The organism is Alteromonas sp. HB246098 (assembly GCF_054890645.1).
In genome coordinates this window covers 64,824-89,587 of record NZ_JBTZUG010000010.1, presented here as the reverse complement: position 1 = coordinate 89,587, position 24,764 = coordinate 64,824, and the positions used below count along the sequence as shown (strand labels likewise).

The window sequence follows — 24,764 nt, the reverse complement described above, 5'->3', positions numbered from 1 at the left end:
TTTGCATGTACTCTATGTTTTAGTTTATCACAAACAATGGGGTCAGAGTCATTACTCTGACCCCATTCGTCTTTAAGGCTTTAGCCCATCTAAAATAATGTGCTGAATGTTGCTAAGCGTGCTATCGAAGAAGTCGGGATCGCTTAAATCTTTACCCGTGACCGCTTTAATCTGAACGCTGAAATCGGCGTAGTGCTGCGTAATGGCCCAAATGCTAAAAATTAAATGTATGGGGTCGACAGATTTAAGCTTTCCGGCCTCAATCCACTCATTAATGACGGCGCTTTTTGCGTCTAGCAATGTTTTAAGCGGCGTTTCTAATTCCTTTATTAAAAGCGGTGCACCTTGTACCACTTCCATACAAAAAAGCTTAGATTCAGCGGGGTTGTCTCTCGACATTTCAAGTTTTACTTTAATGTAGTCGCTTAGGGTTTCTATGGGCGCTTGTTCTGCTGAAAAGCTTTGCAGAGGCGTTAGCCACACATCTAATAGGTGAGTGATAACCGATAGGTAAAGGCCGTCTTTACTTTTAAAGTAATACAGTAAGTTACTCTTTGAGACATTCGCTAATTCCGATACTTGCTCTACCGTAGTACCGCTCACGCCGTTTTTTGCAAATAGTGATAGCGCAGCATCCATAATGCGGGTGCGCTTTTCTAATAGCGCCTTTTCTCTTCGTTTCTGGGTAGTAGGGCTAAAAGCTCTTGCTGTTTTTGTATTTACTTGGTCTTCAGATTTACTCACTACTCAATTCTTCTTAACCGGATTTGTGCAATCTGGCGCATAGTTTACGCGCAGTTTTCTAACCTATAAACCCATTTGCACAAATATGCACCAATTAAGTTCAGTTGCACTGGACTGGATGTTCCAAATTGAACCAACGGGTCTAATTTCAATTTATGTATTATGTAAGCTGTTGAAAATTAATAAATAAATAAATTGGCCTGCTTTATGCTGTTCACTATGTATACCGCCACTTCAATGTTTTGAATTCGGCAACCTTAAAAAAAGCGGGGTAAACCGCTTAAAACGCAGACAAGCAGAGGGAACAACATGGATATAGGTGTATTTATTCCGATTGGTAACAACGGCTGGTTAATTTCTAAAAATTCGCCTCAGTTCAAACCATCGTTCGATCTCAACAAAGAGATTGTAATGAAGGCAGAAAAGTACGATATGGACTTCGCACTTTCTATGATCAAGTTGCGTGGTTTTGGCGGTGAAACAGAATTTTGGGACTACAACTTAGAGTCGTTTACGTTGATGGCTGGTCTTGCAGCTGTTACTTCAAAAATACAGCTGTATGCTACAGCTGCCACGTTAGTCTTACCGCCTGCGATCATGGCGCGCATGGCGACTACTATCGATTCTATTTCTAACGGTCGTTTTGGGGTCAACCTGGTGACTGGCTGGCAACGCCCTGAATATTCTCAAATGGGCATGTGGCCGGGCGATGAGTTTTTCGGTAACCGCTACGAATATTTAGATGAATACATCAAAGTTGTGAAAGAGCTGTGGGAAACAGGGAAAAGTGATTTTAAAGGCGAGCATTTCCAAATGGATGACTGCCGCATGCTACCTAAACCACAGCGTAAAATACCGCTTATTTGTGCTGGCCAAAGTGCCGCGGGCATGGATTTCTCGGCCCGTCACGCCGACTATAACTTCTGTTTTGGTAAAGGTGTGAATACACCTACCGCATTTGCGCCTACCGCTGCGCGCTTGACCGAAGCCGCTGAAAAGCACGGTCGTAGCGTAGGCTCCGCGGTGCTTATCATGGTCATTGCTGATGAAACCGACGAAGCAGCTATGGCTAAATGGGAAAGCTATAAAGAGGGTAAAGATCAGTCAGCGTTAGATTGGATGGCAACGCAGGGCGCGGCTGACAAAAAGTCTGGCAAAGACACCAACATTCGCGATATGACCAACCCAACCTCAGCGGTAAACCTGAATATGGGTACCCTTGTTGGCTCTTATGAATCAGTCGCTTCTATGCTAGATGAAATCGCGACGGTTCCAGGCTGCGAAGGTGTATTGCTAACTTTTGATGATTTCCTTAAAGGTATGGATGACTTCGGGACTAAAATTCAGCCGTTAATGAAGTCCCGTCAGCATCTACTTGAAACATCGGGAGCAGCCTAATGTCTGCCGGTGAAGTATTTGAAGTGTCAGGGTGCTTTCAAGCACGCCAAACAGGGCAGCCAGTGCTGCCTGCCAAACCAGAGCCCTTAACCCTAAACCCAGCTGAAACCGCCGTGATAGTTGTGGATTTGCAGAACGCTTATGCCAGTAAAAACGGTTATTTAGACAAAGCGGGGTTTGATGTCTCTACTACTGCGCCGGTTATTGAAAATACCGTTAAGGTGCTTGATACCGCTCGCGCCGCAGGCATGCCGGTGGTGTTCTTACAAAATGGGTGGGACGCGGATTATAAAGAAGCCGGCGGCCCTGGCTCACCTAACTGGTATAAGTCTAACGCCCTTAAAACTATGCGCAAACAGCCTGAGCTTAAGGGCAGTTTGCTTGCCAAAGGCACTTGGGACTATGCACTCGTAGACGCATTAAAGCCTCAAGCCGACGATATCGTTATCCCTAAAACCCGTTACAGCGGTTTTTATAACACCAATCTAGACAGCATGCTGCGAGCCCGCGGTATTCGCAACTTAGTGTTTACAGGCATTGCCACTAACGTGTGTGTAGAGTCGACGCTGCGCGATGGCTTTCATCTGGAATATTTTGGTGTCGTGCTTGCTGACGCTGCCTATCAAGCTGGCCCGCCAGATATTCATGAAGCGTCTCTTTTTAATATTCAAACGTTTTTCGGTTGGGTGTCTACCACGGCGCAATTTTGTGAGGTGTTTAAACCTTCTTAATTTTAAAAGCCAAGTCGTGAGCTCGCAGCACATAAAACGTAAACCCATAGCAGCTATTAAAAAATGGGAAAGAAAGCTTAAAAGCGAGAATCCGATAATCGAAAAAATAAAGGGCAACAAGTAGCGCTGCCTTTATAAAAAATTAGCTAAAGCAGTACTAAAAGCACTGTCTGAATAGCACAAAGAATGAGGAATGTAATTATGCCAAAGAAAGCCATTATTCCAGCAGGTACTTCAACGCCAATAGCCCCTTTTGTTCCAGGCTCTATGGCTGACAATATTTTATATGTGTCAGGCACTTTGCCGTTTGATGAAAATAATGATGTGGTGCATGTAGGTGACGCTGAAGCACAAACTCGACACGTTTTAGAAACCATCAAAAGCGTTATTGAAGAGGCGGGTGGCACTATGGATGACGTCACTTTCAACTCAATTTTTATTACCGATTGGGACGACTACGCCGCGGTAAACAAGGTGTACGCCGAATACTTCCCAGGCGAAAAGCCTGCTCGCTACTGCATTAAAGTTGGGTTGGTAAAGCCTGAAGCCTTAATTGAAATTGCCTCTACAGCACACATTGGGTAAGCAGCTATGTTAGGACTTCCCATTAATTGTGCTCATTGGTTTTATGTGGGTGAGCTATATGCCTTCTGATACGCAGGCAAGCTACGCCCACACGAGCGTCGAAATGCATGGCGAAATGTGCGGTAAAACACATTACGAAATACACGGTCTTACGTCGCCCGACGCACCAACGGTTGTGTTTAGTTCAGGGCTAGGCGGGGCTGCTAAGTTTTGGCAGCCTCAACTGGCTGACTTTACCCAAAGCTACCGAGTGATCACTTACGACCAACTCGGAACCAACAAAAGTGTGGGTGACTTGCCAGCGAACTACAGTATTTCTGATATGGCCAATGAACTGGCTGCACTGCTGAAAAAACTGGAAGTACAGCAATGCCATTTTGTTGGTCATGCATTAGGCGGCTTGGTGGGCTTAGAACTCGGTTTAACTCAGCCCAACCTACTGCAAAGCCTAGTGCTAGTAAATGCATGGAGTAGCCCTAATCCGCACACCCGGCGCTGCTTTGATATACGTAAAGCCTTACTCGCTGCGGATAGAAAAGACATGTACCTACAACTGCAGGCGTTGCTGCTATTTCCACCAGATTGGATAGCGGCTAATGCACAGCACTTAGACGATGAAGAGGCACATTTACTCAACCATTTTCCCGATGTAGATAACTTGCTAGCTCGTATCGGCGCTCTTAGCGCGTTCGATATCGATGACAAGCTAGCAAATATCACTACACCAACATTAGCGCTGGCAAATAAAGACGACACCTTGGTTCCATGGCAGCGCTCAAAACTATTAGTTGATGCCATGCCTAACGCAGAGCTATCGGTAATGGAATATGGCGGTCATGCATCGAGTATTACGGCGCCTGAGGACTTTAATAAATTGGTATTGGAATACTTAGCGCGTATAGCTTAAACGCCTAACCCAATACCTAGATGGCTAAAACAGTACTCAATAATCTTTAAAAACTGGAAAGAACTTGAAATGACGGTATCAGAGAAAACTGAATATGAAACAAAAGGCCCCATTAGCGAAAGTGGTCTAGCCCAGTTATTTAGCGGTGCTCATACGCACACTACATGGCTCGATAAAAAGATAGATGAAGCGGTACTAAAGCAGCTTTATGACTTGGTGAAAGTAGGCTCGACATCAGCAAATTGCAGCCCTGCGAGATTTGTTTTTATTACCTCAGATGAAGGGCGAGAAAAACTCAAGCCTTGTCTTTCAAGCGGTAACGTAGAGCAAACCATGACCGCGCCTTGTACGGTTATCGTGGCTTTCGATGAAGAATTCTACGAAGAACTACCTACGCTATTTCCTTATGCGGATGCGAAAAGCTGGTTTACTTCAAGCCCTGAAGCCGCCTATGAAACCGCGATGCGAAACAGTTCCATGCAGGGGGCTTATTTAATTAGCGCTGCGCGTGCACTAGGTCTTGATGCCGGTGCCATGTCTGGCTTTAACCCCAAATTACTCAACGAAACATTCTTTTCCGATAGCACGTGGAAGGTGAACTTCTTACTTAACATTGGCTATGGCGATGGAAAGAAAGTGCACAAACGTTTGCCTCGCTTAAGCTTCGAGCAAGCTTGTCAAATATTGTAACGCCAACACAAAGGATATTTGTATGACTATTACAGCAATAAAAAACGCAGTAACAGAAGTGCTTCCCCCGGTTACGCCTGAGCAATACCGTCAGGGAATGTCTAGCTTAGCGGCAGCGGTAAACGTCGTTACAACAACTGGCCCAGAAGGGCGCGCTGGCTTTACAGCAACTGCGGTTTGCAGCGTAAGCGACAGCCCAGCAACCTTACTGGTGTGTTTAAACCGCAGTGCTTCTGTCCACCAGGTATTCAAAAACAGCACGCATCTGGTTATTAACACACTAACTTCACAGCATCAGTCAATTTCAAACACTTTTGGTGGTAAAGCGCCGATGAGTGAACGCTTCGAAATTGGCGAATGGGGCGAGTCAGCAACTGGCTGCCCTCAACTACTCGATGCCGCAGTCAGTTTTGATTGCGTGATCACAGATGTAAAAAGTGTTGCTACACACGATGTGCTTTTTTGCCAAGTAGTAGACATTAAACAAGACCAAGACGCCGACGCACTTTTATATTATCAGCGCGGATATCACAGCGCGTGCAAAGACGCATAAATGAAGGATTAGATACCCAATGAAAGTAGTAGGCCACTTTATAAACGGTGAAACCTGTACCCCAAAAGGGCGTATGCAAGATGTTTATAACCCAGCAACGGGGGAAGCAGAGAAGCTGGTTTTGCTGGCATCGAAAGCTACCGTAAACGAAGCCATTGTTAACGCACAGCAAGCTTTTCCGCAATGGCGAAACACGCCAGTAAGCAAGCGGGCTCGCGTTATGTTCAAGTTCAAAAGCTTACTTGAAGAGCACGCGGATGAAATTATCGCGCTAATTGGCGCGGAGCACGGAAAAATAAGCCACGACGCGGCGGGCGAACTACAGCGAGGTATCGAGAACGTAGAATTTGCCTGTGGCGCGCCGCAGTTGCTTAAAGGTGAACACAGTAAAAATGTGGGTCCAAGTATAGATTCATGGAGCGAGTTTCAGCCCCTTGGTGTGGTGGCAGGGATTACCCCATTTAACTTTCCGGCGATGGTGCCGCTTTGGATGTTTCCGCTCGCCATAGTATGTGGCAACACTTTTGTTTTAAAACCATCAGAACGAGATCCAAGCTGCGCTATTTTCTTAGCAAAGCTACTCAAAGAAGCAGGCCTACCCGACGGTGTTTTCAATGTGATCAATGGTGATAAAGAAGCGGTTGATCAGATACTCGATGACGAGCGCATTAAAGCAGTAAGTTTTGTAGGTTCTACGCCTATTGCCGAATACATTTATTCAAAAGCCAATGCTAGTGGCAAGCGCTGTCAAGCACTAGGCGGGGCTAAAAATCACGCCATTGTTATGCCTGACGCCGACGTTGATAACGCGGTTAATCAACTGTTAGGCGCAGCCTTTGGTTCATCGGGCGAGCGCTGCATGGCGTTATCTGTGGTGGTTGCCGTGGGCGACAAGATAGCCGATGAGATTGTAGATAAGATGCAGTCGGCGATGAAAGATTTGAAAGTAGGGGCATTTGACGATGCGTCTAATGACTTTGGCCCGCTTATTACACAGCAGCATAAAGAGAAAGTAGAAGGGTTCATAACAAGTGCAGCTGAGCAGGGCGCTAATGTAGTCGTTGACGGGCGAAGCCCCACAGTCGAGGGGTATGAAACTGGCTTTTTCTTAGGTGCCACGCTCATCGATAAAGTCACGCCTGAAATGACAAGTTATAAGGCCGAAATTTTTGGCCCAGTATTACAGGTAATGCGCGTTGAAAGTATGGAGCAAGCCATGCAGCTTATTGACGAGCATGAGTACGGCAACGGCACTTGCATTTTTACCCGCGACGGTGAAGCTGCCCGTTATTTCTCCGACAATATTCAGGTGGGCATGGTAGGCATAAACGTACCCTTGCCTGTGCCCGTTTCTTATCACAGTTTTGGTGGTTGGAAGCGCTCACTCTTTGGCGACCTTCACGCATACGGACCTGACGGCGTGCGTTTTTATACTAAGCGCAAAACTATTACCCAACGTTGGCCCTCAAGTGGTGTTAGAGAAGGAGTCAGCTTTTCATTTCCTAGTTAACTAACAAGTTAATAAACACCTACATACTGCCAGTGCATTAATGCCTTTAGCTAAAACGGCAAATACTCACTGGCGGTAGGTAGTAAAAGCTATGCCATTAATTATAACAATTTAAACCCGCAAACCTTTGGCAGTTCCTCTCCAGTCCTGCCTTAGGTTTGCACCCCAGTGGCAATCGATAAGCAGTTCACGTCGACAGTTACTCTTATAAAAATATCGGGACAACACCGCCGCAAGGCTTGTTAAAAAGAACTATAAACGAGAGTAAAACATGCATACGTTAAACACACACAAGCGTCTGCTGGCGTTAACCGTTGGGATGGCGTTAAGTGCGCCAGCGGCCTTTGCTGCAGAGAATGTTTGGGAAAGTATTGAAGTTACCGCGCAAAAGCGCAACGAGAATATAAGCGATGTGGGTATCGCTATCACCGCTTTTTCAGGGGAGCAGCTAGAGGCTTTAGGTCTTGAAAGCAGTACCGAGCTTATCGCCTTTACCCCAGGTGTGTCGCTAGCCGGTGATATTGGTGGGCAGCGCGCCATTTTCAATATCCGAGGCGTGGTGCAAAACGACTACGCTGATTTGGCTGAAGCGCCGGTGGCCGTATACGTTGACGGTGGATATTTAGCAAGTACCCAAGCACAAACCTTTGGCTTATTCGACGTAGCCCGTATAGAAATTTTAAAAGGCCCGCAGGGAACATTATTTGGCAGAAACGCCACGGGCGGGCTGGTAAATACCATTACCGCAAAACCTACTGCTGACACCGAGGGCTATGCAGAGTTTACCGCAGCCCGTTTCGAACAATATCGTTTTGAAGGGGCTATATCCGGGGAAATAGCAGATGGCATTTATGGTCGCTTTTCTGGGTTTACCAATCAGCAAGGTGAAATACTCGAAAATGTTTACGAAGACGGTGCAGCACCCGATACTCGATTGGGCTCGGTCGGTGGCGGAGAAGACGGCTACAATGACGATACTAAAGCGTTTCGTGCCCAGTTGCTGTTTGACATTGGCGAAGAAGGCTCGCTGCTACTAAGCGGTAACTGGTCAGATACCACTAAAAGTGAAGGCCCGTATCAGGTGGTAAATACCACAGAAGTGAAAGATGCCGGCGGCAATGTGATAGATGTAATTTTCGCTGCTGACGACCCGCTCGGCTGTGACACTATACAAGCGGGCGTGTGTGTAGATGGTAATTTTAATGGTGACCCCTTCCGCCCAGTACAAGGTGGTGACTTTAACGGTAACTTTGACCCTGACGGTTCTGGCAATAAGGTAAATAAAGACTTTGCCTTTGACGATCAAAACAAAATTAAGTCAAAAGGCTTAGCGGCGACACTAGACTATGCCTTTGAAAGCTTCGATTTCTTTGCGATGTCAGACTATAAAGAATTCAAGCGTACGGTTGGTCTTGACTCTGATCAAACGGCGTCTCCTGAACTTATCTTCCAGTCAAATAGCACCATCGAACAGTTTAGCCAAGAGTTTCGCTTTTCAGGTGAAACTGCCGACTTGAAGTGGGTTGGAGGGCTTTATTATCTGTCTATCGACACAGACTATAGCCAGGGCTTAGCGGGCTCGCCGACCACCTTTTTCTTAGGCGGTGAAGAAAATAATACCTTAGTGGCCCTTGAAACCGAGTCATACTCTGTATTTGGGCAAGTAGACTACAGCTTAACAAATGACTTGGTATTAGTAGGCGGTCTTCGCTACACCCGAGAAAACAAAGACTTCATCGGTAATGTATACCAGAATGAAAATACCGATGACCGTGTGATTGAGATTGACACCAGCACGTCTTCTTTGGAAATACTCTCGCAAAGCAACGACCAAAATTTATGGTCGGCAAAGCTACAGTTGGAATATAGCATTGGCAATAGTTTGTACTACGCCGGAATTAATCGTGGCGTAAAAGCGGGAAGTTTTAATGCGCCCTTATTCGGAGGGTTCAGCTTTTATGAGCCTGAAGAGCTAACTTCCTACGAAGCTGGCTTAAAGCACAGCTTCATGCAGGGTAGCGGTGTGTTTAATGCCAACGTCTTTTACTATGACTACAATGATTACCAGTCATTTTCATGGGTAAATAATGCCGGTGTTGTGACGAATGAAGAAGCCTCGTTTAGCGGTGTGGAGCTTGAAGTATTTTTAACGCCAACAGACAGCTTGGATTTGATGGTGAATTTCTCTTATACCGATGCTGTGGTTGAAGACTTAGAAGTGGCGTCAGGTTACTTTGCTGATACTACTCCGCCATTTACCCCTGAATACCAGGCGTCTGCTATGCTCAGATACAATTGGGATGCGTTCGAAGGAAATATGGCTGCACAGCTATCAGCAAACTATCAATCTGAAACTTTTCACAATGCGCGGAATTTTACCGCTCATGAAATTGATAGCTATGCTACGGCAGATGCACGCTTAACCTGGGTTGATGGTCAAGACAAATGGAGCCTAGCTGCTTACGTAGATAATCTATTTGATTCTGACCACGAACTAATTGGCTTTGACGTTTCAGGCTTTTACGGCACAAGCCAAATTTCCTACGCAAAACCTAGGACATATGGCGTGACTATTAGACGAAGTTTCTAGTTTGGTAAGCAAGGCGTTTTAGTCACTTGGCTTAAACCCTAAGTCTAACTCGATAACGGCCTTGCTCGAAAACGCTTTAGTCCGAAAACACAAGCTATCCAGCTAACCTAGATACCGAAATTCTATAAAACGGTATCTAGGTGTCGCGTTATCGATAAGTGCAAAGCGGCAGCATTTTTGCTTCTGTTCTTATCAGCGACTTATCGGCGGCTTATCGCTAAATAACGCGTTTTCGCTAATTTAAAACAATGCGACATTTTTTCAAAAAATGTTACCAAAAGAATCAGCAAAATATTTGGTATTTTGCTAACTGTAACGCTTCGTAAAAACCTGTTTTTAATATAAATAAGGCAAGTGCGTGCAACACCAAAACAACAAGGAAAGAGATCGTGGATAACACCAACAATCAACCCATGACTAAACCTTCCCATTACGATGGCGACTTATGGAACCAAGATTTAGCGCCCACCTGTGAGGCAACAAGAACTTGGAGGTGGAAGGACTATGCGGCGTTATGGGTGGCTATGGTGGTATGTGTGCCCACTTATTTGCTATCTGCTGGACTAGTGTCTGAAGGTATGAATTGGTATCAGGCAGTGATTACCGTGCTGTTAGGTAACGTTATTGTGCTAGTGCCAATGATGTTAATTGGTCACGCGGGGGCTAAATATGGGTTACCTTTTCCTGTATTGCTGCGCAGCGCTTTTGGTACTAAAGGCGCGAAGATTCCTGCTCTGGCTCGCGGCCTTGTAGCCTGCGGGTGGTTTGGCATTAATACATGGGTGGGTGGCAGTGCGATTTACGTTATTTTAAATAGCGTGAGCGGCGACGCGTTTGTAGGGCAGGCGCTGCCATTTTTAGGTATAGATATTACCCAAACCCTGTGCTTCTTTGCTTTTTGGGCAATGCATTTGGTTTTCATTAAGCATGGCACTGAATCTATTCGCTGGCTTGAAACTTTTGCTGCACCATTTTTGATCTTAATGGGCTTAGCGCTTCTTGCTTGGGCATATATCAATGCCGGTGGATTTGGCGCTATGTTATCTACGCCATCTCAATTTGTCGAAGGAGGCGCTAAAGAAGGCCAGTTTTGGTCTGCTTTCTTCGCAGGACTTACATCTATGGTGGGGTTTTGGGCAACCATGGCTTTAAATATTCCCGACTTCACTCGCTTTGCTAAATCACAGAAAGATCAGATGCTAGGGCAGGCTATTGGCTTACCTTTACCTATGGCACTGTTTGCCTTTATTGGGGTAGCGGTTACCTCGGCAACTGTAACCATTTACGGTGAAGCCATTTGGGATCCAGTAGCACTCGCTGGCAGAATGGGTGGCATGGGCGTGGTCTTTGCTTTAGCTGCTTTAGCTCTTGCTACTTTAACTACGAATTTAGCCGCTAACATGGTTGCTCCAGCGTATGGCTTTTCCAACATGGCGCCTTCAAAAATTAGCTTTAGAATGGGCGGATACATCACCGCGGGGATAGGTGTAGCTATTTTTCCTTGGAAGCTGCTTGAAACCGCCGGTGGTTATTTATTTACGTGGCTTACGGGATATTCAGCACTACTCGGCCCGATCGCAGGTATTCTCATTGCTGACTATTTTATCTTGAGAAAATCGACGCTAAATATTGATGCGCTGTTTCAACACAGTGGCGAATATGGTGCGAACAATGGTTGGAACATGGCAGGTGTGACTGCCCTTGTTATAGGCATTTTACCCAATATCCCCGGTTTTCTGCACGCAGCAGGTTTTGTAGAAAGCGTGCCGGCTGTTTTCGATACGCTTTACGCCTACGCATGGTTCGTGGGGCTAATTATCGCCAGTATCGTATACCTGCTGCTGTCCAACAGAGTTCCAGCTACCATGCAGGCAAGAAGCGCCTCCTAAAAAATGAGGCAACGTACATTTCTGCGCAGCAAGCCCGTGGGGTCAGAGTACTTTTCGCCAAAGTCAGACGACCCCAGCCATCAAGTTAATTTACTCTGACCCTTAAGTTTTGGGGGGCAGAGTACATTTCGCCAAAGTCAGACGACCCCAGCCATCAAGTTAATTTACTCTGACCCTTAAGTTTTGGGGGCAGAGTACATTTCGCCAAAGTAAGACGACCCCGCCATCAAATTAATTTACTCTGTCCCCACTTTTTCGTATTGTGTATCAATTGTTTAGCTTATTAGCTGCTTCTTATCTTCAACGCATCAGGGATGAAATATGCGTAAACCCGTCAAATACAGAATTGCTTTTTTAATTGTCGCTGCGGTTTGTTTTTATGTAGGCACATGGTTTTTACCGAGTACCTTGCCAGACATTACGCTGAACTTTAGCAATATCATTTCCGAGCCAAGCTGGCGTAATACGGCGCTTGTTTCGTTGGTTTATTTCCTTGTGCTGCCGGTGTTGTATTACTTCTGGGTTATCCGTATTGGCGAACAAGCTCTTTGGAAAGTACTGCTAATATTTTCGTTAAGTAGCTTGATAGCTCGCTATAACTACCCGGAACAGCTTGCGCACTATTTTGCGTTTATTAGCTATTTAAAATACCCCATCATTGCTGTGTTGATGATTATTGAAGTAGTGCTATTAATAACTATCGTAAAAGCACTTTGGGGCGCACGTAAACTAAGTGGCGACCCACGTATTCACATGCTTGAAAAATACGAAAAAGAAGAGGCGCCGGAAAAAGGTAGCAAAGAGGCTAAGCAACTAGAGCTTGCATTAATGTTGGCTCATGAACCGGCAAGTTGGTATTACGCTATACCTAGCTTCAGTAAAAAACATGTGAAAAGCGCAGTGCACCTTAAGTTACTCTCTGGTAAGTGGTGGCATCTGCTAGGCGTCCTCATTGCGCTATGTATCACAACCTATGCCTCCTATGTTTTGCTATCGCAATTCAGTGAAACCATTGCTGTAGTGGTTGCCACCTTGGTGTTCTATTTAGTGATCATGTTTATAGCGAACTATCGGGTAAGCAAAAATTACAGTTGTTTCGTTTGGCAGGATAAGGTTGTAGTGAATAATTCGTGGTGGGGAATGGTAGTGACTCCAAAAGCGAATATAGAAAGCATTGAAGTTGGCGAGTGGAGTAGAAGTTTAACCAAAGATGATTTTCACTTTGGAAGGGGCGCTGCTAACGTCAAACTCACCTTCAATAGGCCCCAAGCATATTATTCTGGTATGGCTTTATTAAATGAAAGTATGTCGACGTTATATTTAAGCGTCGATAACCCGTCGTTGCTACACAGGGAACTTGAAGTCATCGACTAGTTTTTCACCGCACAATAAAAGTTAAAAGCCTATGCCACCACTCGCGATACGTCGCGGGTGGTGGTGGCTTGCAAAAGTTTTACTTTTTAAGGTATATCAAAATTTATAAGTAGCAGCTCCCGTTAGTCTTCGTGGCTCAGCAATTAAAAATCTCGCGTCAGAGTACATTCCGCCAAAAAGTACTCTAACCCCCAAATCTTTATCGAGCTGTAACACAAAGGTGGAATCGTAGGGAAAAGTTGATGTTCCTACCTAAGGTCGAATTGATAAGACTCGATAGCTTGCGTATTCTCAACGTATCTAATTAAATTACTGAAATAGGTCATCAACGCTGTGTGTGAACTCCTAGGCATGAGTGCCAATACCCCAACAGATTTGTGTTTTAGCTTTACGGGATTAACGCGCCGGGGTGGTGAAACAGGTCCGCATAAAGATGGTTGGGGCGTGGCATTTTACGAGGGAAAAGGCGTGCGTATGTTTCACGACCCCGAGCCTTGCGCCACGTCGCCCATTGCTGACTTTGTTTCGAAGCTTCCTATCAAAAGTAAAAACGCCATTTGTCATATCCGGCAAGCTAACGTTGGTAACATTAACTTAGCGAACACTCATCCCTTTACTCGCGAATTGTGGGGCCGCTATTGGGTGTTTGCGCACAACGGGCAGCTTCCCGACTTTTCACGTCGAGCAGGTATTTATGAAGCGGTAGGGGATACAGACAGCGAAGAGCTTTTCTGCGACATCATGAATAATGTTAGACAGAACTTACCCCGAGACGCCATGCCTGAACAGTTAGCTGAAACACTGGTGGCGCTAGCACAAGAATACGCACAGCAAGGCGTGTTCAATTGCTTGCTGAGTAACGGTGACTGGCTATTTACGTTTTGTAGTACAAAGCTAGCCAGCATTACCCGTAGAGCGCCTTTTGGCCCGGCTTGTTTAAGTGATGTCGAAGTAGAAATTGATTTTGCTGCTGAAACCACGCCAAAGGATGTAGTAAGTATTATCGCTACAGAACCGCTAACCAACGATGAACAGTGGGATATTTACGAGCGAGGCGAATGGAAGCTTTGGCAAGAGGGGGAAGTCATTGCCTCTGGTAAAGTGGATGTACCCGAACACAAAAGAGAAGCCGAAATGGTGGCGCCTGACCCTTCGCTTCATGACTAATCACGAATTGCGGGGGCAAAGTAATTTTACTGGCCCCGCTCTCAAAAAGCTCTGCGTTTAGTCGTTAAGCCATCCCAATAATGTCCTCTGACCCCAAAACTCAAGTTGGCTAACTTAATAATGTCCTCTGACCCCAATATTTACCTCAATACTTGGCTGATAGTTTTTTTTACTGCTTGGTAGCGGGCGGGGAGTGCGCTGTGGGGTGTTTGAACACTGTATAAGGGCTCGGTTACCTCATTTTTTGCTTCATAAACAGTAAGTTTGTCGGCGAACGATACAAAGTCTAGCGTGCTGGTGGGCAGCACGGTGTAACCTAGCCCTTCGCTTACCGGCAGTAAAATTTGCGAAAGTTGATTGATGTAGCCGGCATGGGGCAGCTTATTTGGGTTAACCTTGGCTAATTCAGGCTCTCCGCAATCGTTAAAGTAGCGCTGCAAGTAGTGCATGGCGTCAGGATGATTAATAAGCCCTAAGTTGTTGATTACGGTTTTTAGTGTAATAGCGTCATCACTTTTACTCTTTGCTCTTCCAAATGCGCTTGTTATTTTTGTACCCGAACCCGAACCCGAACCCGAACCAGGCATAAAGTTCTGTGTATTTTCAGGCAAACCTGAAAGCTGTGTGGCAAACGTATCAGGCAAACTACGCGGTAGAATAAGCCCCAGCGCTTCCTCGCCTAAATACTCGCTGTGTATATCTTCACTTTCTGGCTGGTTAGTTACAATGCCAAGCTCAAGCGTATTGTTCGCTATGCCTGATAAAATTGTGCGTCTAGGCGCCACTTCAACATGAATATTTAGCGCATTATGCTGCTTTTGTAGTGCCAACAGGGCAGGGTAAATACGCTGCGCGATAGCGCCTGAACAGGCCACTACACACTTTCCTTCAAATGGGGCGTCAAACTTCAAGCTGGCAATAAAGTCTTGTTCCTTAGCCTGTTGGTTTTTAGCGTAGTGATATACCCGCTGACCCTGCTCTGTAAGCTGAATACCTTTGCCTAAACGAACCACCAATTCGCACTGACATACTTCCTCTAGCTTTTTCAGATGCTGACTTACTCCTGGCTGCGTCATAAAACGTTGCTCAGCGGTGCGAGTGAAGTTTCCTGTTTCTACTAAAGTAATAAAGGTGTCTAGCCAAATAGGGTTAATCATCTTGCTATAAATTAAATTTATAAAATTGAAAAGATATCATAATTTCATGTTTTCCCGTTGTCTAGCTACTATGTATCCATATTCACTTAAGCGCTATTTTCGATTAGCTGAATTATTGAGGTCTTGGGTAGGTGTTACAAACAACGTTATCTAACCTAACACTGAAATAGGCAATGTATTAGACGCTTAAACCATTTTGATAACTTGCACTACATAGGAGTAAGTGATGACTGAAGCAGTAAAAACACCGTATCCGCGTACGTTTTCTCATATTGGAATTTCAGTACCCGATTTAGAAGCCGCCGTGAAGTTTTACACTGAAGTACTTGGTTGGTATCTCATCATGAAGCCAACGGAAATTGTTGAAGACGATTCGGCCATTGGCGAAATGTGTACCGATGTATTTGGTCCTGGCTGGGGCAAATTCCGCATTGCACACCTTTCAACAGGTGATCGTGTTGGCGTTGAAATCTTTGAGTTTAGCAACCAAGAGAACCCTGAGAACAACTTCGAGTACTGGAAAACCGGTATCTTCCACTTCTGTGTTCAAGACCCAGACGTAGAAGGCTTGGCTGAGAAAATTGTTGCCGCAGGCGGTAAAAAACGTATGAAGGCGCCACGTTACTACTATCCGGGTGAAAAACCATACCGCATGATTTATATGGAAGACCCGTTTGGTAACATTCTTGAAATTTATAGCCACAGCTATGAGTTGCACTATGCAAGCGGCGCTTACGAGTAAGCGTTAGTTAATAACGCTTTTTAGGCATTGCGCTAAGTAAATGCATAGCAAGCTTTAAATAAGCGAAAGGCGAGAGCGAAACAAGCAAAAGCTTGTTCAACGCACCTCGCCTTTTTGTGCTTTAACCGCTGATAAAACGTTAGACCTTAACCAAACTGACCCGAAACATAAGGGTTAGTCGCCTTTTCTGTGGCTACCGTTGTAGTGGGGCCATGCCCAGGATAAATTGTCATATCATCAGGTAGCACCATAATTTTTTGCTTAATAGAGTCGATAAGCTGCTGATGATTGCCCTGCGGAAAATCAGTTCTGCCAATTGACCCTGCGAAGATTACATCCCCCACGATAACGCGATTACTTGAACGCTCTACCAATACTACATGTCCAGGCGTATGTCCCGGGCAATGCAATACTTCTAACGTTATATTGCCCAATGAAATAGTGTCGTTGTCATTTAACCACTCATTGGGAGCAAACGGCTGCGCGGGCGGAAAGCCAAACATCTGGCTTTGCTGCATGAGGGCATCTAACCAGAATTTATCACCGATGTGAGGGCCAACAATGGGCACACCGTAATGTTCAGCGATGGCGACAGTGCCGCCAACGTGATCGAGGTGACCGTGAGTCAGTATGACTTTTTCTATGCTCACGCCCTTACTTGACGCTGTATCAATAAGCTTTTCAATATCACCGCCAGGGTCGACAAACGCTCCTTTGTTAGTAGTTGGGTCCCAAATTAGCGAGCAGTTTTGGGCAAAGGGCGTAACCGGTATAACTTGAATTTCCACTGTTTAACCTTTTGATTTTTTGTTGCTTGGAGGGATATGAAAAACCGCAAAATAGAGCAGTGCGCCAACAGCTAATTCCCCTAATAAAAATAGCCATGCGTTCGTTGAAGATTGTGCAATAGACCATGCACAAACCGCTAATGCGGCAAAGGGTATCAAACGTTTTAACGGGTTTATAGCGTTAGCGGACGAGCCTGTAGTACGGTCAGAGTTTCGGCCATGCTCATTAGATAGCGACGAGCTTTGTGAAAGGCTCTCTTGTGAATAGTTTCCTTGCGAAGAGCCCCCCTGTGAAGAACCCCCTCGCAAAAAAGCTCTCTGCGCTTTTATTAACACGACAACACACATTGCATATACCACAAGCCGCGCCAGCACGCTTGAAATTGCTAGCCATACAAAACTGCCGGTAAGCGCCATGGTACTCGCAAAAATCCCCAATATTGTTATGGAAACGGCTGGGGTAGCAAAGGTCGAGTGAACTTCACCTAGCTTATTACCTAGTCTACCGGGAATAAGAGACTGCTGCGCCATAGAGAACGTAAGACGAGAGGTAGATATCATGTTCGCCAATAAGTTACCGGCAACCGACACCACGGCGGTGAGTGTCATTATCAATGCCCCGGTCTCTCCAAATATCACATTAGCAAGGGCAATAAGTGGTGCGCTATCAGGTTTAGCAGGCCCTACGGTGTGCCAATAAAGCCACTGCACGCAAAAATAAAAGATGGCAATCCCTGAAACCGTAAGCATCAACGCCCGAGGAATGGTCTTTTTCGGTGAATTAGTCTCGCCGCTGGTTACCACTACCGTCTCAAAGCCAATAAAGGCGTAAAGCGTAAGTAAAGCACCCGCTGATATAGTGTCGAATGCAGGGACAAGGGTAGCCGAAGAGCTTGTCAGCGCAGTAGAGAAGTCGAGCTGCCAATAACCCACAACAATTAGCGCTACAAAAGGCACGAGTTTTAGCACTGATATAGTATCAAGCGAACGCATAGCGGCCTTAAGACCAACAATATTTACTACAATTAATGCCGTTGTAAGCCCTAAAATCGCATATGATTTGCCTGCGCCGGCATTAAGCTCGGGCCACATATACCCGGCATACAGCAATAACACGTGCATGTTGGCGGCAATTGCCGTAGCTCTTGCCAAGTAATAAACAAACCCCGTCTGAAACGCGGCTGCATTGCCAAAGCCTTTTTGGGCATAAATGACTGGCCCGCCAGTCTCTTGATAGCGCACAGCTAACTGCCCAAAACACCAGACAATGGCCAACATAAGCGCGCCAAAGATCAAAAAGATGTAGGGGCTAAAAGCGCCGAGCTCAGCGGCCATTTTAGCGGGCAGAGCAAAAATGCCCGCCCCAATAAGGCCATTTAACACCAAAAGGGCAGCGCCAATGCCGCCAATTCCTTTGGTTAAAAGGCTTTTGTTTTGGCTACTCATTTAGAGAAAACTTCTTCTCCAGCCACATAGGTGGCGTGAACTTCGGTTTTCCAAATGTCTTTGGCATCAATAGTAAAAATATCTTGGTCGACCAAGATAAAGTCAGCCCATTTTCCTGGGGTTAGTGTGCCTAAGGTATCTTCCATGTGCCCTGCGTAGGCTGCATCTAGCGTAAAGCCTTTGAAGGCTTGTTCAATAGTTAGTGCTTCGTGGGCATACCAGCCTTTTACCGGTTGGTTGTTTCTATCTTGACGCGTAACCGCAGCGTGAAGGCCATAAAACGGGTTAGCAAGTTCTACAGGAAAGTCTGAGCCTAAAGGCAGGGCTATGCCTGAATCAAGCAGCGTTTTCCAAGCGTAAGCGCCTTTCATACGGTCCTTACCAAGGCGGTCTTCCGCCATGTTTTTATCGCTGGTGGCATGTGTAGGCTGCATGGAAGGAAGCACTTTTAGCGACGCAAAGCGGGCTAGGTCGTCAGGCGCAATAACTTGCGCGTGTTCTATGCGGTTGCGCAACTCGCTGCCGCCTATATTTTTAAACGTAGTTTCAAACTCATTTAGCGCGACATGATTCGCTTTATCGCCGATCGCGTGATAGTTGAGTTGGAAGCCCGCACCAATAACCGTGGTGAAAAGTTGGGTCATATCTTCTGGTTGAGTTAACAGTAATCCATGTTGATGGGGCGCATCTGAATACGGTTCGAGAAGTGCTGCACCTCGACTACCTAGTGCACCATCACCATAGGCTTTCACTGAACGAATATACAAAAAGTCGTCTTCATCACGAATTGCACCGTTGCTCAACATTGTTGAAAGCTCAGGATCAGTTGCGCTCACCATTGCATAAATACGTATAGGCAAGTCACCCTCTACCGCTTCTTTTAAATAGAAGTCGTAAACATCTCTGCCTACACCAGCATCGTGCATTGACGTTATTCCATTTGCTAGTAAGTGCTCACCTGCAGCATTTAATTGCTGCTCGTATATTGCGCTACTGGCTTTTGGTAAATGTTCTTCAATTAACAGTGATGCGTTATCAATAAATACGCCGGTGGGGTTGCCGTTGGCGTCTTTGATAATCTCACCGCCAACAGGCGACTGGGTGTCTTTTGTGATGCCAGCTAGCTCCATGGCTTTCGTATTAACCCACGCCGCGTGACCGTCAACTCGAGTAAGCATTACAGGTTTATCAGACACAACATTGTCTAGATCAGTAGCGGTCGGGAAGGCTCTATCAGACCACAATTCTTGGTTCCAGCCGCGCCCGGTAATCCAAGCTTGTTCTCCGTTTGCAAATGCGTATTCGGCAACTGTCTTGGCCGCGTCTTGTGCACTGCTACTTTCTCGCAAATCGACTTCTAGTAAGTTTGCGCCTAAACCGAGAAGGTGACCATGAGCGTCGATAAGACCAGGAAGCATGACTTTGCCTTCGCCGTCTATGGTGTCTTCAACAGAGGTTTTACCCTTGTCTACATCTAGTGCAACTACCTTACCTTCGTCCAAAAGAAGGTTTTTAAAAGTAGTGAGTTCACCCTTTTCATTTAAGGTGTAGCCTTTTACGTTTTCGACGAGGGTGGCTGCCTCAACCTTAAGCGTAGTGGTCATTGCTGCCAGTGTTGCCGCTGTGGCAAATGTTGCTGTGAGTAGTTTTGAAAGCGAATGCTTTTTAAATGTCAGCGTGGACAATGTAGAGTTCATAGTGAGTTTCTGCCTGTTTGGTTTTCTATTCTTAGTATTAAGTTGTTCTATTTGCTTAACTTCTGTTTAAAACGAAGACAGCGAAATATCGCTTTCCTAAGTATTAGCCTGAGTCTGAGATTTAGCCTAAGTTTAAGCGTCTTTAAGTTCTTCCAATTCGTCAGCGTCTTCAAAGTCGAGGATCGGAGGCTGCAATAAAAAGTCTCTTTCCCAAATTTTTGCCATATTCGCTTGGCTAATGTTGCCGCCACTTAATATCACCAATGCAGTTTGTCCTTTCGGCGTGTTCGCCGCCCAGGCTGCAACAGCTGCCATCGTCATTGCACACGTTGGCTCTATATGAAGCTTTAGTATATGGTGCAACCATTGCGTCCAGTAAGCAATTTGTAGCTCGTCTACTTCATAAAAGTCGTCAAGCTCTTGCAGTATAGGAAAGGTAACATCGCCAACTGAAGGGGTGGCTGCCCCATCAGCTAAGGTATTAGGCGTATGCTGCAAAGAAACAATCTCGCCAGCCTGTAGCGACATGGATGCATCGTTTGCTTCGGCAGGTTCTGCGCCGATAACCAGAGCATTGGGCTGCAATTCACGGGTTGCTAGCAAGGTACCAGATAGCAGTCCGCCACCGCCGCACGGCGCAAAAACAGCGTCTACATCGCCTATTTCATTTAACGCTTCTAATGCCACAGTGCCTTGCCCCGCCACAATATCCTCATGATTGAACGGCGGTATCCACATAGTGTCTGGTGCTTTTGATGCTTGCTCAACCGCCGCGTCGGCCTCTGGTCGAGTAGGATATAACTTTAATTCTGCACCATAGCTTTGCGTTGCCGCAGCTTTAATGGGCGATATAGTTTCACTTGCGAAAATCGTGGCGCTACAACCGAAATGTGCTGCTGCATAAGCAACAGCTTGAGCGTGATTTCCAGAGCTATTGGCAACCACATGTTTTGGTAAGCGGCCTTCTTCTTTCAAACGTGCTAAAAAATTCATTGCGCCTCGAATTTTGAATGCACCAATGGTCTGTAAGCATTCTGCCTTAAACAAAATGCGGTTGCCCATCCATTCATTTAATAGCGAAGATTCAACAATGGGCGTTTTTTTAACATCGCTCTTAATGCGCGCGTAAGCGTGTTTTATATCGTCGAAACTGGGGGAAGTGCTCATTTAATACCGCTCTTTTAATAATGTGTTTTTAACACGCTAAGGTTTACGTACCTTCATGTATTAAATATAAAAAACTATACAGTGCCAGATACGCTTCGATTACGCTAGAGCCTATTCCAGATCGTGTATAAGGCAATTCATATTTATTTCATAATTCTACTTTAGTCTACCTCAGCACGTTTCCAGAGGTAGGCACATGTTAAACAAACTTAATCATCGTATTTATGCCTTACCTACAGTTTTATTTACCTTCCTTGCGCTACTCTTTGTATCTGCGGGTGTGTTTATTCAAAACGACGAACGTACTGCGCGTATTTCAAAGGCCCAGTCGGTAGCCGAGCAGGTTAAAATAAGCCTAGAGGTTTTCTCTAGCGAACGCATTCAAGCACTGCATAACCTTATGCAAAACTGGCCTACCTTTGAACCTAACCAAGTTGATTGGTTTAATGCGCAAGCCCTTTCTCTAATGGGCATGCAGAAGGGGTTTTCTTCATTAGTATTTATCGATGCTAACGGTGAGATAGCTTGGGTGGCGACTCCCTCAACGGGGATTAAAACCCGCATAGACAACAGCCTGATTGGCCAGCCAATGGAAGCACTAGGCTTAAACATATCCCGGTTTTCAGAGGGCTTACAAAGTACGCTTTTATATTCAGACACCGCTGAGCATCACTTTATCGTTGTAGGCAGAGCTATAAGCCCCCAAGAGCCAAAACATGGGTTTCTCGTAGCAGGCTTTGATGTACAAACTATTTTAGGCGTGATGTTAGGCGAGCTAGTGGGCCCGCAGTTTAACTTTCAGCTTCAGGGTGACAGCGAAATATTGTTCCAAAGCGGTGAGCTATTGAACGATGGCTCCATCGTAAGGCTTGAGCCATTCACCTTCTTAGAGCGAGAGCTTTATCTCAGCATGCAATCTCAACTTAGCCCTTATAACGCGGGTTTGTTGATAATAATGATTGGGCTATTGATGTCAGCACTGGTGAGTTACGTTCTGCACAAACAGCTTAAGGGTGCCGTTCACCTATCTGTAAGCCATCAGCGCTATTTAACGGCCAGTGAAGCTTCACTTGACGCTCTACTTATTTATCAGCCTACAGATGATGACTTTTCGCTCGTGGAAGCAAACTCATACAGCCGATATTTATTCCGTGGTGCCTGTGACGCATTGCGATTTATGAGTTTGGCAGAACAAGCCCGTTACTTAGGTATGCAAGATCAATTTGAGAGCGTAAAGAATGTGGCTGCTAATGGCGTGCCTTACGAGGCTCGTATCGCGGTAGGCAGCGATAAAATAATGCCAGAATGGATTAAAATACAAGTGGTCAAAGCCGGCGAAAACATAGCAATTACGATTAGAGACGTTACCGAGCGTTTCCGTGCACAGCGTGACCTAAAAGAAAGTGAAGAAAAATACCGCCGTTTGGTTGACGGTATGCATCGCCACTTTGTGTATACCAAAACTGTTGACCATAACTTTGTTTATGTAAGCGCGGGAATTGAAAAGATCCTTGGCTTTACGGCGGAAGACTTTTGCGAAAATGAATCTCGCTATGTACGTCAAGTGCCAGACGAGTTGTTTAATATACAACAAACTATAGCCCATGGTGAAAAGCCCGAACCTTATGTTGTGTGGTATCAAGGCCGAACAGGCGAGCCATTAGCTATCGAGTTCTCTGACACGCCGATAAACGATGACCAAGGTCTGTTAGTTGCCGTTGAAGGCATAGCTAGGGACGTTACCAAAGAGTTGGCTTTACAGGAAGAAGTGTATTTTCAAGCTAACCACGACCAGCTTACAGGGTTATTTAATCGCTATGCCTTTGATGAAAAGTTAAGAGAAATACTCGAAGACACCCAAAACCTGCACAAGCCACATGGCGATGAAAAATGTTTAACCCCTGCCGGTTTTGAAAAAGTGGCAAATATAGAAATGCCTCGTGCTTACTGCCAACAAAGCGTGATGTGTTTTATCGACATGGACCGATTCAAACTGGTAAACGATAGCTGTGGTCATCCGGCTGGCGATAAGCTGCTAAAAGAAATTTCTATTATTTTTAGACAATATGTAAATGGGCAAGACTTACTTGCTCGCATAGGTGGCGACGAGTTCTGCATCATATTTCGCAACCAGAGCCTAGACGAGGTAACAAAGCGCCTAGATAAACTTTTAGTGGCTATTTCAAACTACCGTTTTGTTTATGACGACAAGTTGTTCTTTGTAGGCGCAAGCATTGGGGTAATAGAAATTAACGAAACCACGCAAAGTGCGGAAGCGCTAATCAAAGCTGCTGATAATGCGTGTTACAAAGCCAAACACTTGGGCCGAAACCGTTATTTTGTGTTTCATGATACAGATTCACAAATGGCTATTAATGATAGTGAAAACCAAGTACTACATGCGTTACATCACGCTTTACAAAACGACGGCTTTGAGTTGTACAGCCAAGCAATAATGCCGCTCAATGTATCCGATGAAGAGATGGCCGACCACTTACAGCACTATGAGATCCTACTTCGGCTTAACGGGCAACAGGGCGGGCTTATTAGCCCTGGTCTATTTATTCCGCTAGCTGAGCGACACGGCTTAATGAACAAGGTGGATATGTGGGTGGTGGATAACACCCTAAAAACTCTCGAAAGTAACCCCTTTCACATTGATAACGTGGGTAAGGTCGCTATTAACTTATCTGGGATAACGCTAGGTGATGAAATGGCGCTGCACAACATTGCCAAGCGTATGCAAAGTACTTCGGTACCTGCTGAGAAAATTTGTTTTGAGATTACAGAGACGACAGCGGTAACTAATTTGAGTGCCGCTAAACATTTTATTTCAACATTGCGCGATTTAGGTTGTAGCTTTGCTTTAGATGATTTCGGCGCAGGTATGTCATCATTTACCTACCTCAAAAATCTTGATGTTGATTACGTTAAGATTGACGGCTCCTTTGTGCGAAATATCGTTCACGATCCTATCGATCATGCTACAGTAACAGCGATAAATAATATTGCGCACAGTATGGGTAAACAGACCGTAGCCGAGTTTGTGGTCGATAACGCGACTGCTGAGGTACTACGAGAGCTTAAAGTAGACTTCGGTCAGGGCTTCGTTTTAGATAAACCCAAACCGCTGGCGCATAGAGTTCAATGGCGAGTTAAACTTGCCTCTGCCTAAAAGGAAATGTCATGGGTTTATTTGATACCATCATGGGTAATGCAAGCGAGACCAGCGCTTCAGACGTTCAAGAAGAGCTTACGCCTATACTTGCTGCTAACGAAACTGTTACCTCTGCGTTTAAGCTAGTGCGCGATTTAAGTGTATTCACGAACAAGCGCCTAATCCTTATTGATAAGCAAGGCCTTACCGGGCGCAAAGTGAATTATCACTCTATCCCTTACAAATCTATTACCCAGTTTATCGTTGAAACGGCGGGGCACTTTGATACTGACGCCGAGCTTAAAATTTGGCTGTCGGGCAAAGCCGATCCTATTGAGATTGAACTAAGTGCATCGTCTGCTCAGGCGGTACAGCAAAACCTAGCAACCCAGATGTTTAGCTAGTATCTGCATTCTGTGAAAATTGATTGTTGCGTTTTAATGGTAAGCCGTAAGTGAAAAACGCTGAGTCA

Annotated in this window: 20 protein-coding genes; 14 read left to right on the top strand and 6 right to left on the bottom strand. The window is 45.5% G+C overall.

Features of this window, described 5'->3' with window-relative positions:
* Positions 1-72: 72 nt before the first annotated feature.
* Entirely contained in the window at positions 73-744 is a 672-nt protein-coding gene (rutR, locus tag ACYTPF_RS17820; RefSeq protein WP_461853147.1) for an HTH-type transcriptional regulator RutR, read from the bottom strand.
* 309 nt (positions 745-1,053) lie between these two features.
* Between rutR and rutA the strand changes: the two genes are divergently transcribed.
* The 11 genes from rutA (at position 1,054) to ACYTPF_RS17765 (ending at position 14,138) form a co-directional block, all read left to right on the top strand.
* On the top strand, positions 1,054-2,142 hold the full coding sequence (rutA, locus tag ACYTPF_RS17815; RefSeq protein WP_136783790.1) for a pyrimidine utilization protein A: 1,089 nt from the start codon (positions 1,054-1,056) through the stop codon (positions 2,140-2,142).
* Positions 2,142-2,873: a pyrimidine utilization protein B gene (gene rutB / locus ACYTPF_RS17810; protein WP_461853146.1), complete on the top strand. Its 732-nt coding sequence runs from the start codon at positions 2,142-2,144 to the stop codon at positions 2,871-2,873. Before rutA ends, rutB begins: the two co-directional genes overlap by 1 nt.
* A gap of 201 nt (positions 2,874-3,074) precedes the next feature.
* On the top strand, positions 3,075-3,458 hold the full coding sequence (gene rutC / locus ACYTPF_RS17805) for a pyrimidine utilization protein C (RefSeq protein WP_159120466.1): 384 nt from the start codon (positions 3,075-3,077) through the stop codon (positions 3,456-3,458).
* Between the two features lie 58 nt (positions 3,459-3,516).
* Complete coding sequence (rutD, locus tag ACYTPF_RS17800; RefSeq protein WP_461853145.1) at positions 3,517-4,365, top strand: pyrimidine utilization protein D; 849 nt, start codon at positions 3,517-3,519, stop codon at positions 4,363-4,365.
* A 69-nt stretch (positions 4,366-4,434) separates the two neighbouring features.
* Positions 4,435-5,055, top strand: a complete 621-nt coding sequence (locus ACYTPF_RS17795; protein WP_461853144.1) for a malonic semialdehyde reductase — start codon at positions 4,435-4,437, stop codon at positions 5,053-5,055.
* A 22-nt stretch (positions 5,056-5,077) separates the two neighbouring features.
* Positions 5,078-5,608: a flavin reductase gene (locus ACYTPF_RS17790; RefSeq protein WP_461853143.1), complete on the top strand. Its 531-nt coding sequence runs from the start codon at positions 5,078-5,080 to the stop codon at positions 5,606-5,608.
* A gap of 19 nt (positions 5,609-5,627) precedes the next feature.
* Positions 5,628-7,118, top strand: a complete 1,491-nt coding sequence (locus tag ACYTPF_RS17785; protein ID WP_179984627.1) for a CoA-acylating methylmalonate-semialdehyde dehydrogenase — start codon at positions 5,628-5,630, stop codon at positions 7,116-7,118.
* 271 nt (positions 7,119-7,389) lie between these two features.
* Positions 7,390-9,708: a TonB-dependent receptor gene (locus ACYTPF_RS17780; RefSeq protein ID WP_461853142.1), complete on the top strand. Its 2,319-nt coding sequence runs from the start codon at positions 7,390-7,392 to the stop codon at positions 9,706-9,708.
* 389 nt (positions 9,709-10,097) lie between these two features.
* Complete coding sequence (locus ACYTPF_RS17775) at positions 10,098-11,597, top strand: NCS1 family nucleobase:cation symporter-1 (protein ID WP_461853141.1); 1,500 nt, start codon at positions 10,098-10,100, stop codon at positions 11,595-11,597.
* 321 nt (positions 11,598-11,918) lie between these two features.
* Positions 11,919-12,971: a hypothetical protein gene (locus tag ACYTPF_RS17770; protein WP_461853140.1), complete on the top strand. Its 1,053-nt coding sequence runs from the start codon at positions 11,919-11,921 to the stop codon at positions 12,969-12,971.
* Positions 12,972-13,304: 333 nt separating this feature from the next.
* The gene (locus ACYTPF_RS17765) at positions 13,305-14,138 is read left to right on the top strand and encodes a class II glutamine amidotransferase (RefSeq protein WP_461853139.1); all 834 of its coding nucleotides are present in this window, start codon (positions 13,305-13,307) and stop codon (positions 14,136-14,138) included.
* 140 nt (positions 14,139-14,278) lie between these two features.
* On the opposite strand, the gene ACYTPF_RS17760 is transcribed toward ACYTPF_RS17765, so the two are convergent.
* A complete protein-coding gene (locus tag ACYTPF_RS17760) occupies positions 14,279-15,295 on the bottom strand; it encodes a LysR family transcriptional regulator (protein WP_461853138.1) in 1,017 nt (338 codons plus the stop codon).
* A gap of 226 nt (positions 15,296-15,521) precedes the next feature.
* Between ACYTPF_RS17760 and ACYTPF_RS17755 the strand changes: the two genes are divergently transcribed.
* A complete protein-coding gene (locus tag ACYTPF_RS17755) occupies positions 15,522-16,037 on the top strand; it encodes a lactoylglutathione lyase family protein (protein WP_014950763.1) in 516 nt (171 codons plus the stop codon).
* Between the two features lie 146 nt (positions 16,038-16,183).
* Here the strand turns inward: ACYTPF_RS17755 and ACYTPF_RS17750 are convergent, their stop codons facing one another.
* From ACYTPF_RS17750 to ACYTPF_RS17735, 4 genes are all read right to left on the bottom strand, one after another.
* Positions 16,184-16,825, bottom strand: coding sequence for an MBL fold metallo-hydrolase (locus ACYTPF_RS17750; protein ID WP_461853137.1), 642 nt, complete (start codon positions 16,823-16,825; stop codon positions 16,184-16,186).
* Between the two features lie 3 nt (positions 16,826-16,828).
* On the bottom strand, positions 16,829-18,271 hold the full coding sequence (locus ACYTPF_RS17745; protein ID WP_461853136.1) for an APC family permease: 1,443 nt from the start codon (positions 18,269-18,271) through the stop codon (positions 16,829-16,831).
* Entirely contained in the window at positions 18,268-19,968 is a 1,701-nt protein-coding gene (locus tag ACYTPF_RS17740; RefSeq protein WP_461853135.1) for an amidohydrolase, read from the bottom strand. Before ACYTPF_RS17740 ends, ACYTPF_RS17745 begins: the two co-directional genes overlap by 4 nt.
* Positions 19,969-20,100: 132 nt before the next feature.
* The gene (locus tag ACYTPF_RS17735; RefSeq protein ID WP_461853134.1) at positions 20,101-21,135 is read right to left on the bottom strand and encodes a serine/threonine dehydratase; all 1,035 of its coding nucleotides are present in this window, start codon (positions 21,133-21,135) and stop codon (positions 20,101-20,103) included.
* A 196-nt stretch (positions 21,136-21,331) separates the two neighbouring features.
* On the opposite strand from ACYTPF_RS17735, the gene ACYTPF_RS17730 reads away from it, so the two are divergent.
* Both ACYTPF_RS17730 and ACYTPF_RS17725 read left to right on the top strand, forming a co-directional pair.
* Entirely contained in the window at positions 21,332-24,310 is a 2,979-nt protein-coding gene (locus tag ACYTPF_RS17730) for a putative bifunctional diguanylate cyclase/phosphodiesterase (protein WP_461853133.1), read from the top strand.
* Positions 24,311-24,321: 11 nt separating this feature from the next.
* Complete coding sequence (locus ACYTPF_RS17725; protein WP_014950757.1) at positions 24,322-24,696, top strand: PH domain-containing protein; 375 nt, start codon at positions 24,322-24,324, stop codon at positions 24,694-24,696.
* Positions 24,697-24,764: the final 68 nt, after the last annotated feature.

Bases quoted from the DNA above. Each gene is read 5' to 3' on its own strand.
- rutA (WP_136783790.1), top strand. From the start codon at position 1,054: ATGGATATAGGTGTATTTATTCCGATTGGTAACAACGGCTGGTTAATT.
- rutB (WP_461853146.1), top strand. From the start codon at position 2,142: ATGTCTGCCGGTGAAGTATTTGAAGTGTCAGGGTGCTTTCAAGCACGC.
- rutC (WP_159120466.1), top strand. From the start codon at position 3,075: ATGCCAAAGAAAGCCATTATTCCAGCAGGTACTTCAACGCCAATAGCC.
- rutD (WP_461853145.1), top strand. From the start codon at position 3,517: ATGCCTTCTGATACGCAGGCAAGCTACGCCCACACGAGCGTCGAAATG.
- ACYTPF_RS17795 (WP_461853144.1), top strand. From the start codon at position 4,435: ATGACGGTATCAGAGAAAACTGAATATGAAACAAAAGGCCCCATTAGC.
- ACYTPF_RS17790 (WP_461853143.1), top strand. From the start codon at position 5,078: ATGACTATTACAGCAATAAAAAACGCAGTAACAGAAGTGCTTCCCCCG.
- ACYTPF_RS17785 (WP_179984627.1), top strand. From the start codon at position 5,628: ATGAAAGTAGTAGGCCACTTTATAAACGGTGAAACCTGTACCCCAAAA.
- ACYTPF_RS17780 (WP_461853142.1), top strand. From the start codon at position 7,390: ATGCATACGTTAAACACACACAAGCGTCTGCTGGCGTTAACCGTTGGG.
- ACYTPF_RS17770 (WP_461853140.1), top strand. From the start codon at position 11,919: ATGCGTAAACCCGTCAAATACAGAATTGCTTTTTTAATTGTCGCTGCG.
- ACYTPF_RS17760 (WP_461853138.1), bottom strand. From the start codon at position 15,295: ATGATTAACCCTATTTGGCTAGACACCTTTATTACTTTAGTAGAAACA.
- ACYTPF_RS17755 (WP_014950763.1), top strand. From the start codon at position 15,522: ATGACTGAAGCAGTAAAAACACCGTATCCGCGTACGTTTTCTCATATT.
- ACYTPF_RS17745 (WP_461853136.1), bottom strand. From the start codon at position 18,271: ATGAGTAGCCAAAACAAAAGCCTTTTAACCAAAGGAATTGGCGGCATT.
- ACYTPF_RS17740 (WP_461853135.1), bottom strand. From the start codon at position 19,968: ATGAACTCTACATTGTCCACGCTGACATTTAAAAAGCATTCGCTTTCA.
- ACYTPF_RS17735 (WP_461853134.1), bottom strand. From the start codon at position 21,135: ATGAGCACTTCCCCCAGTTTCGACGATATAAAACACGCTTACGCGCGC.
- ACYTPF_RS17730 (WP_461853133.1), top strand. From the start codon at position 21,332: ATGTTAAACAAACTTAATCATCGTATTTATGCCTTACCTACAGTTTTA.
- ACYTPF_RS17725 (WP_014950757.1), top strand. From the start codon at position 24,322: ATGGGTTTATTTGATACCATCATGGGTAATGCAAGCGAGACCAGCGCT.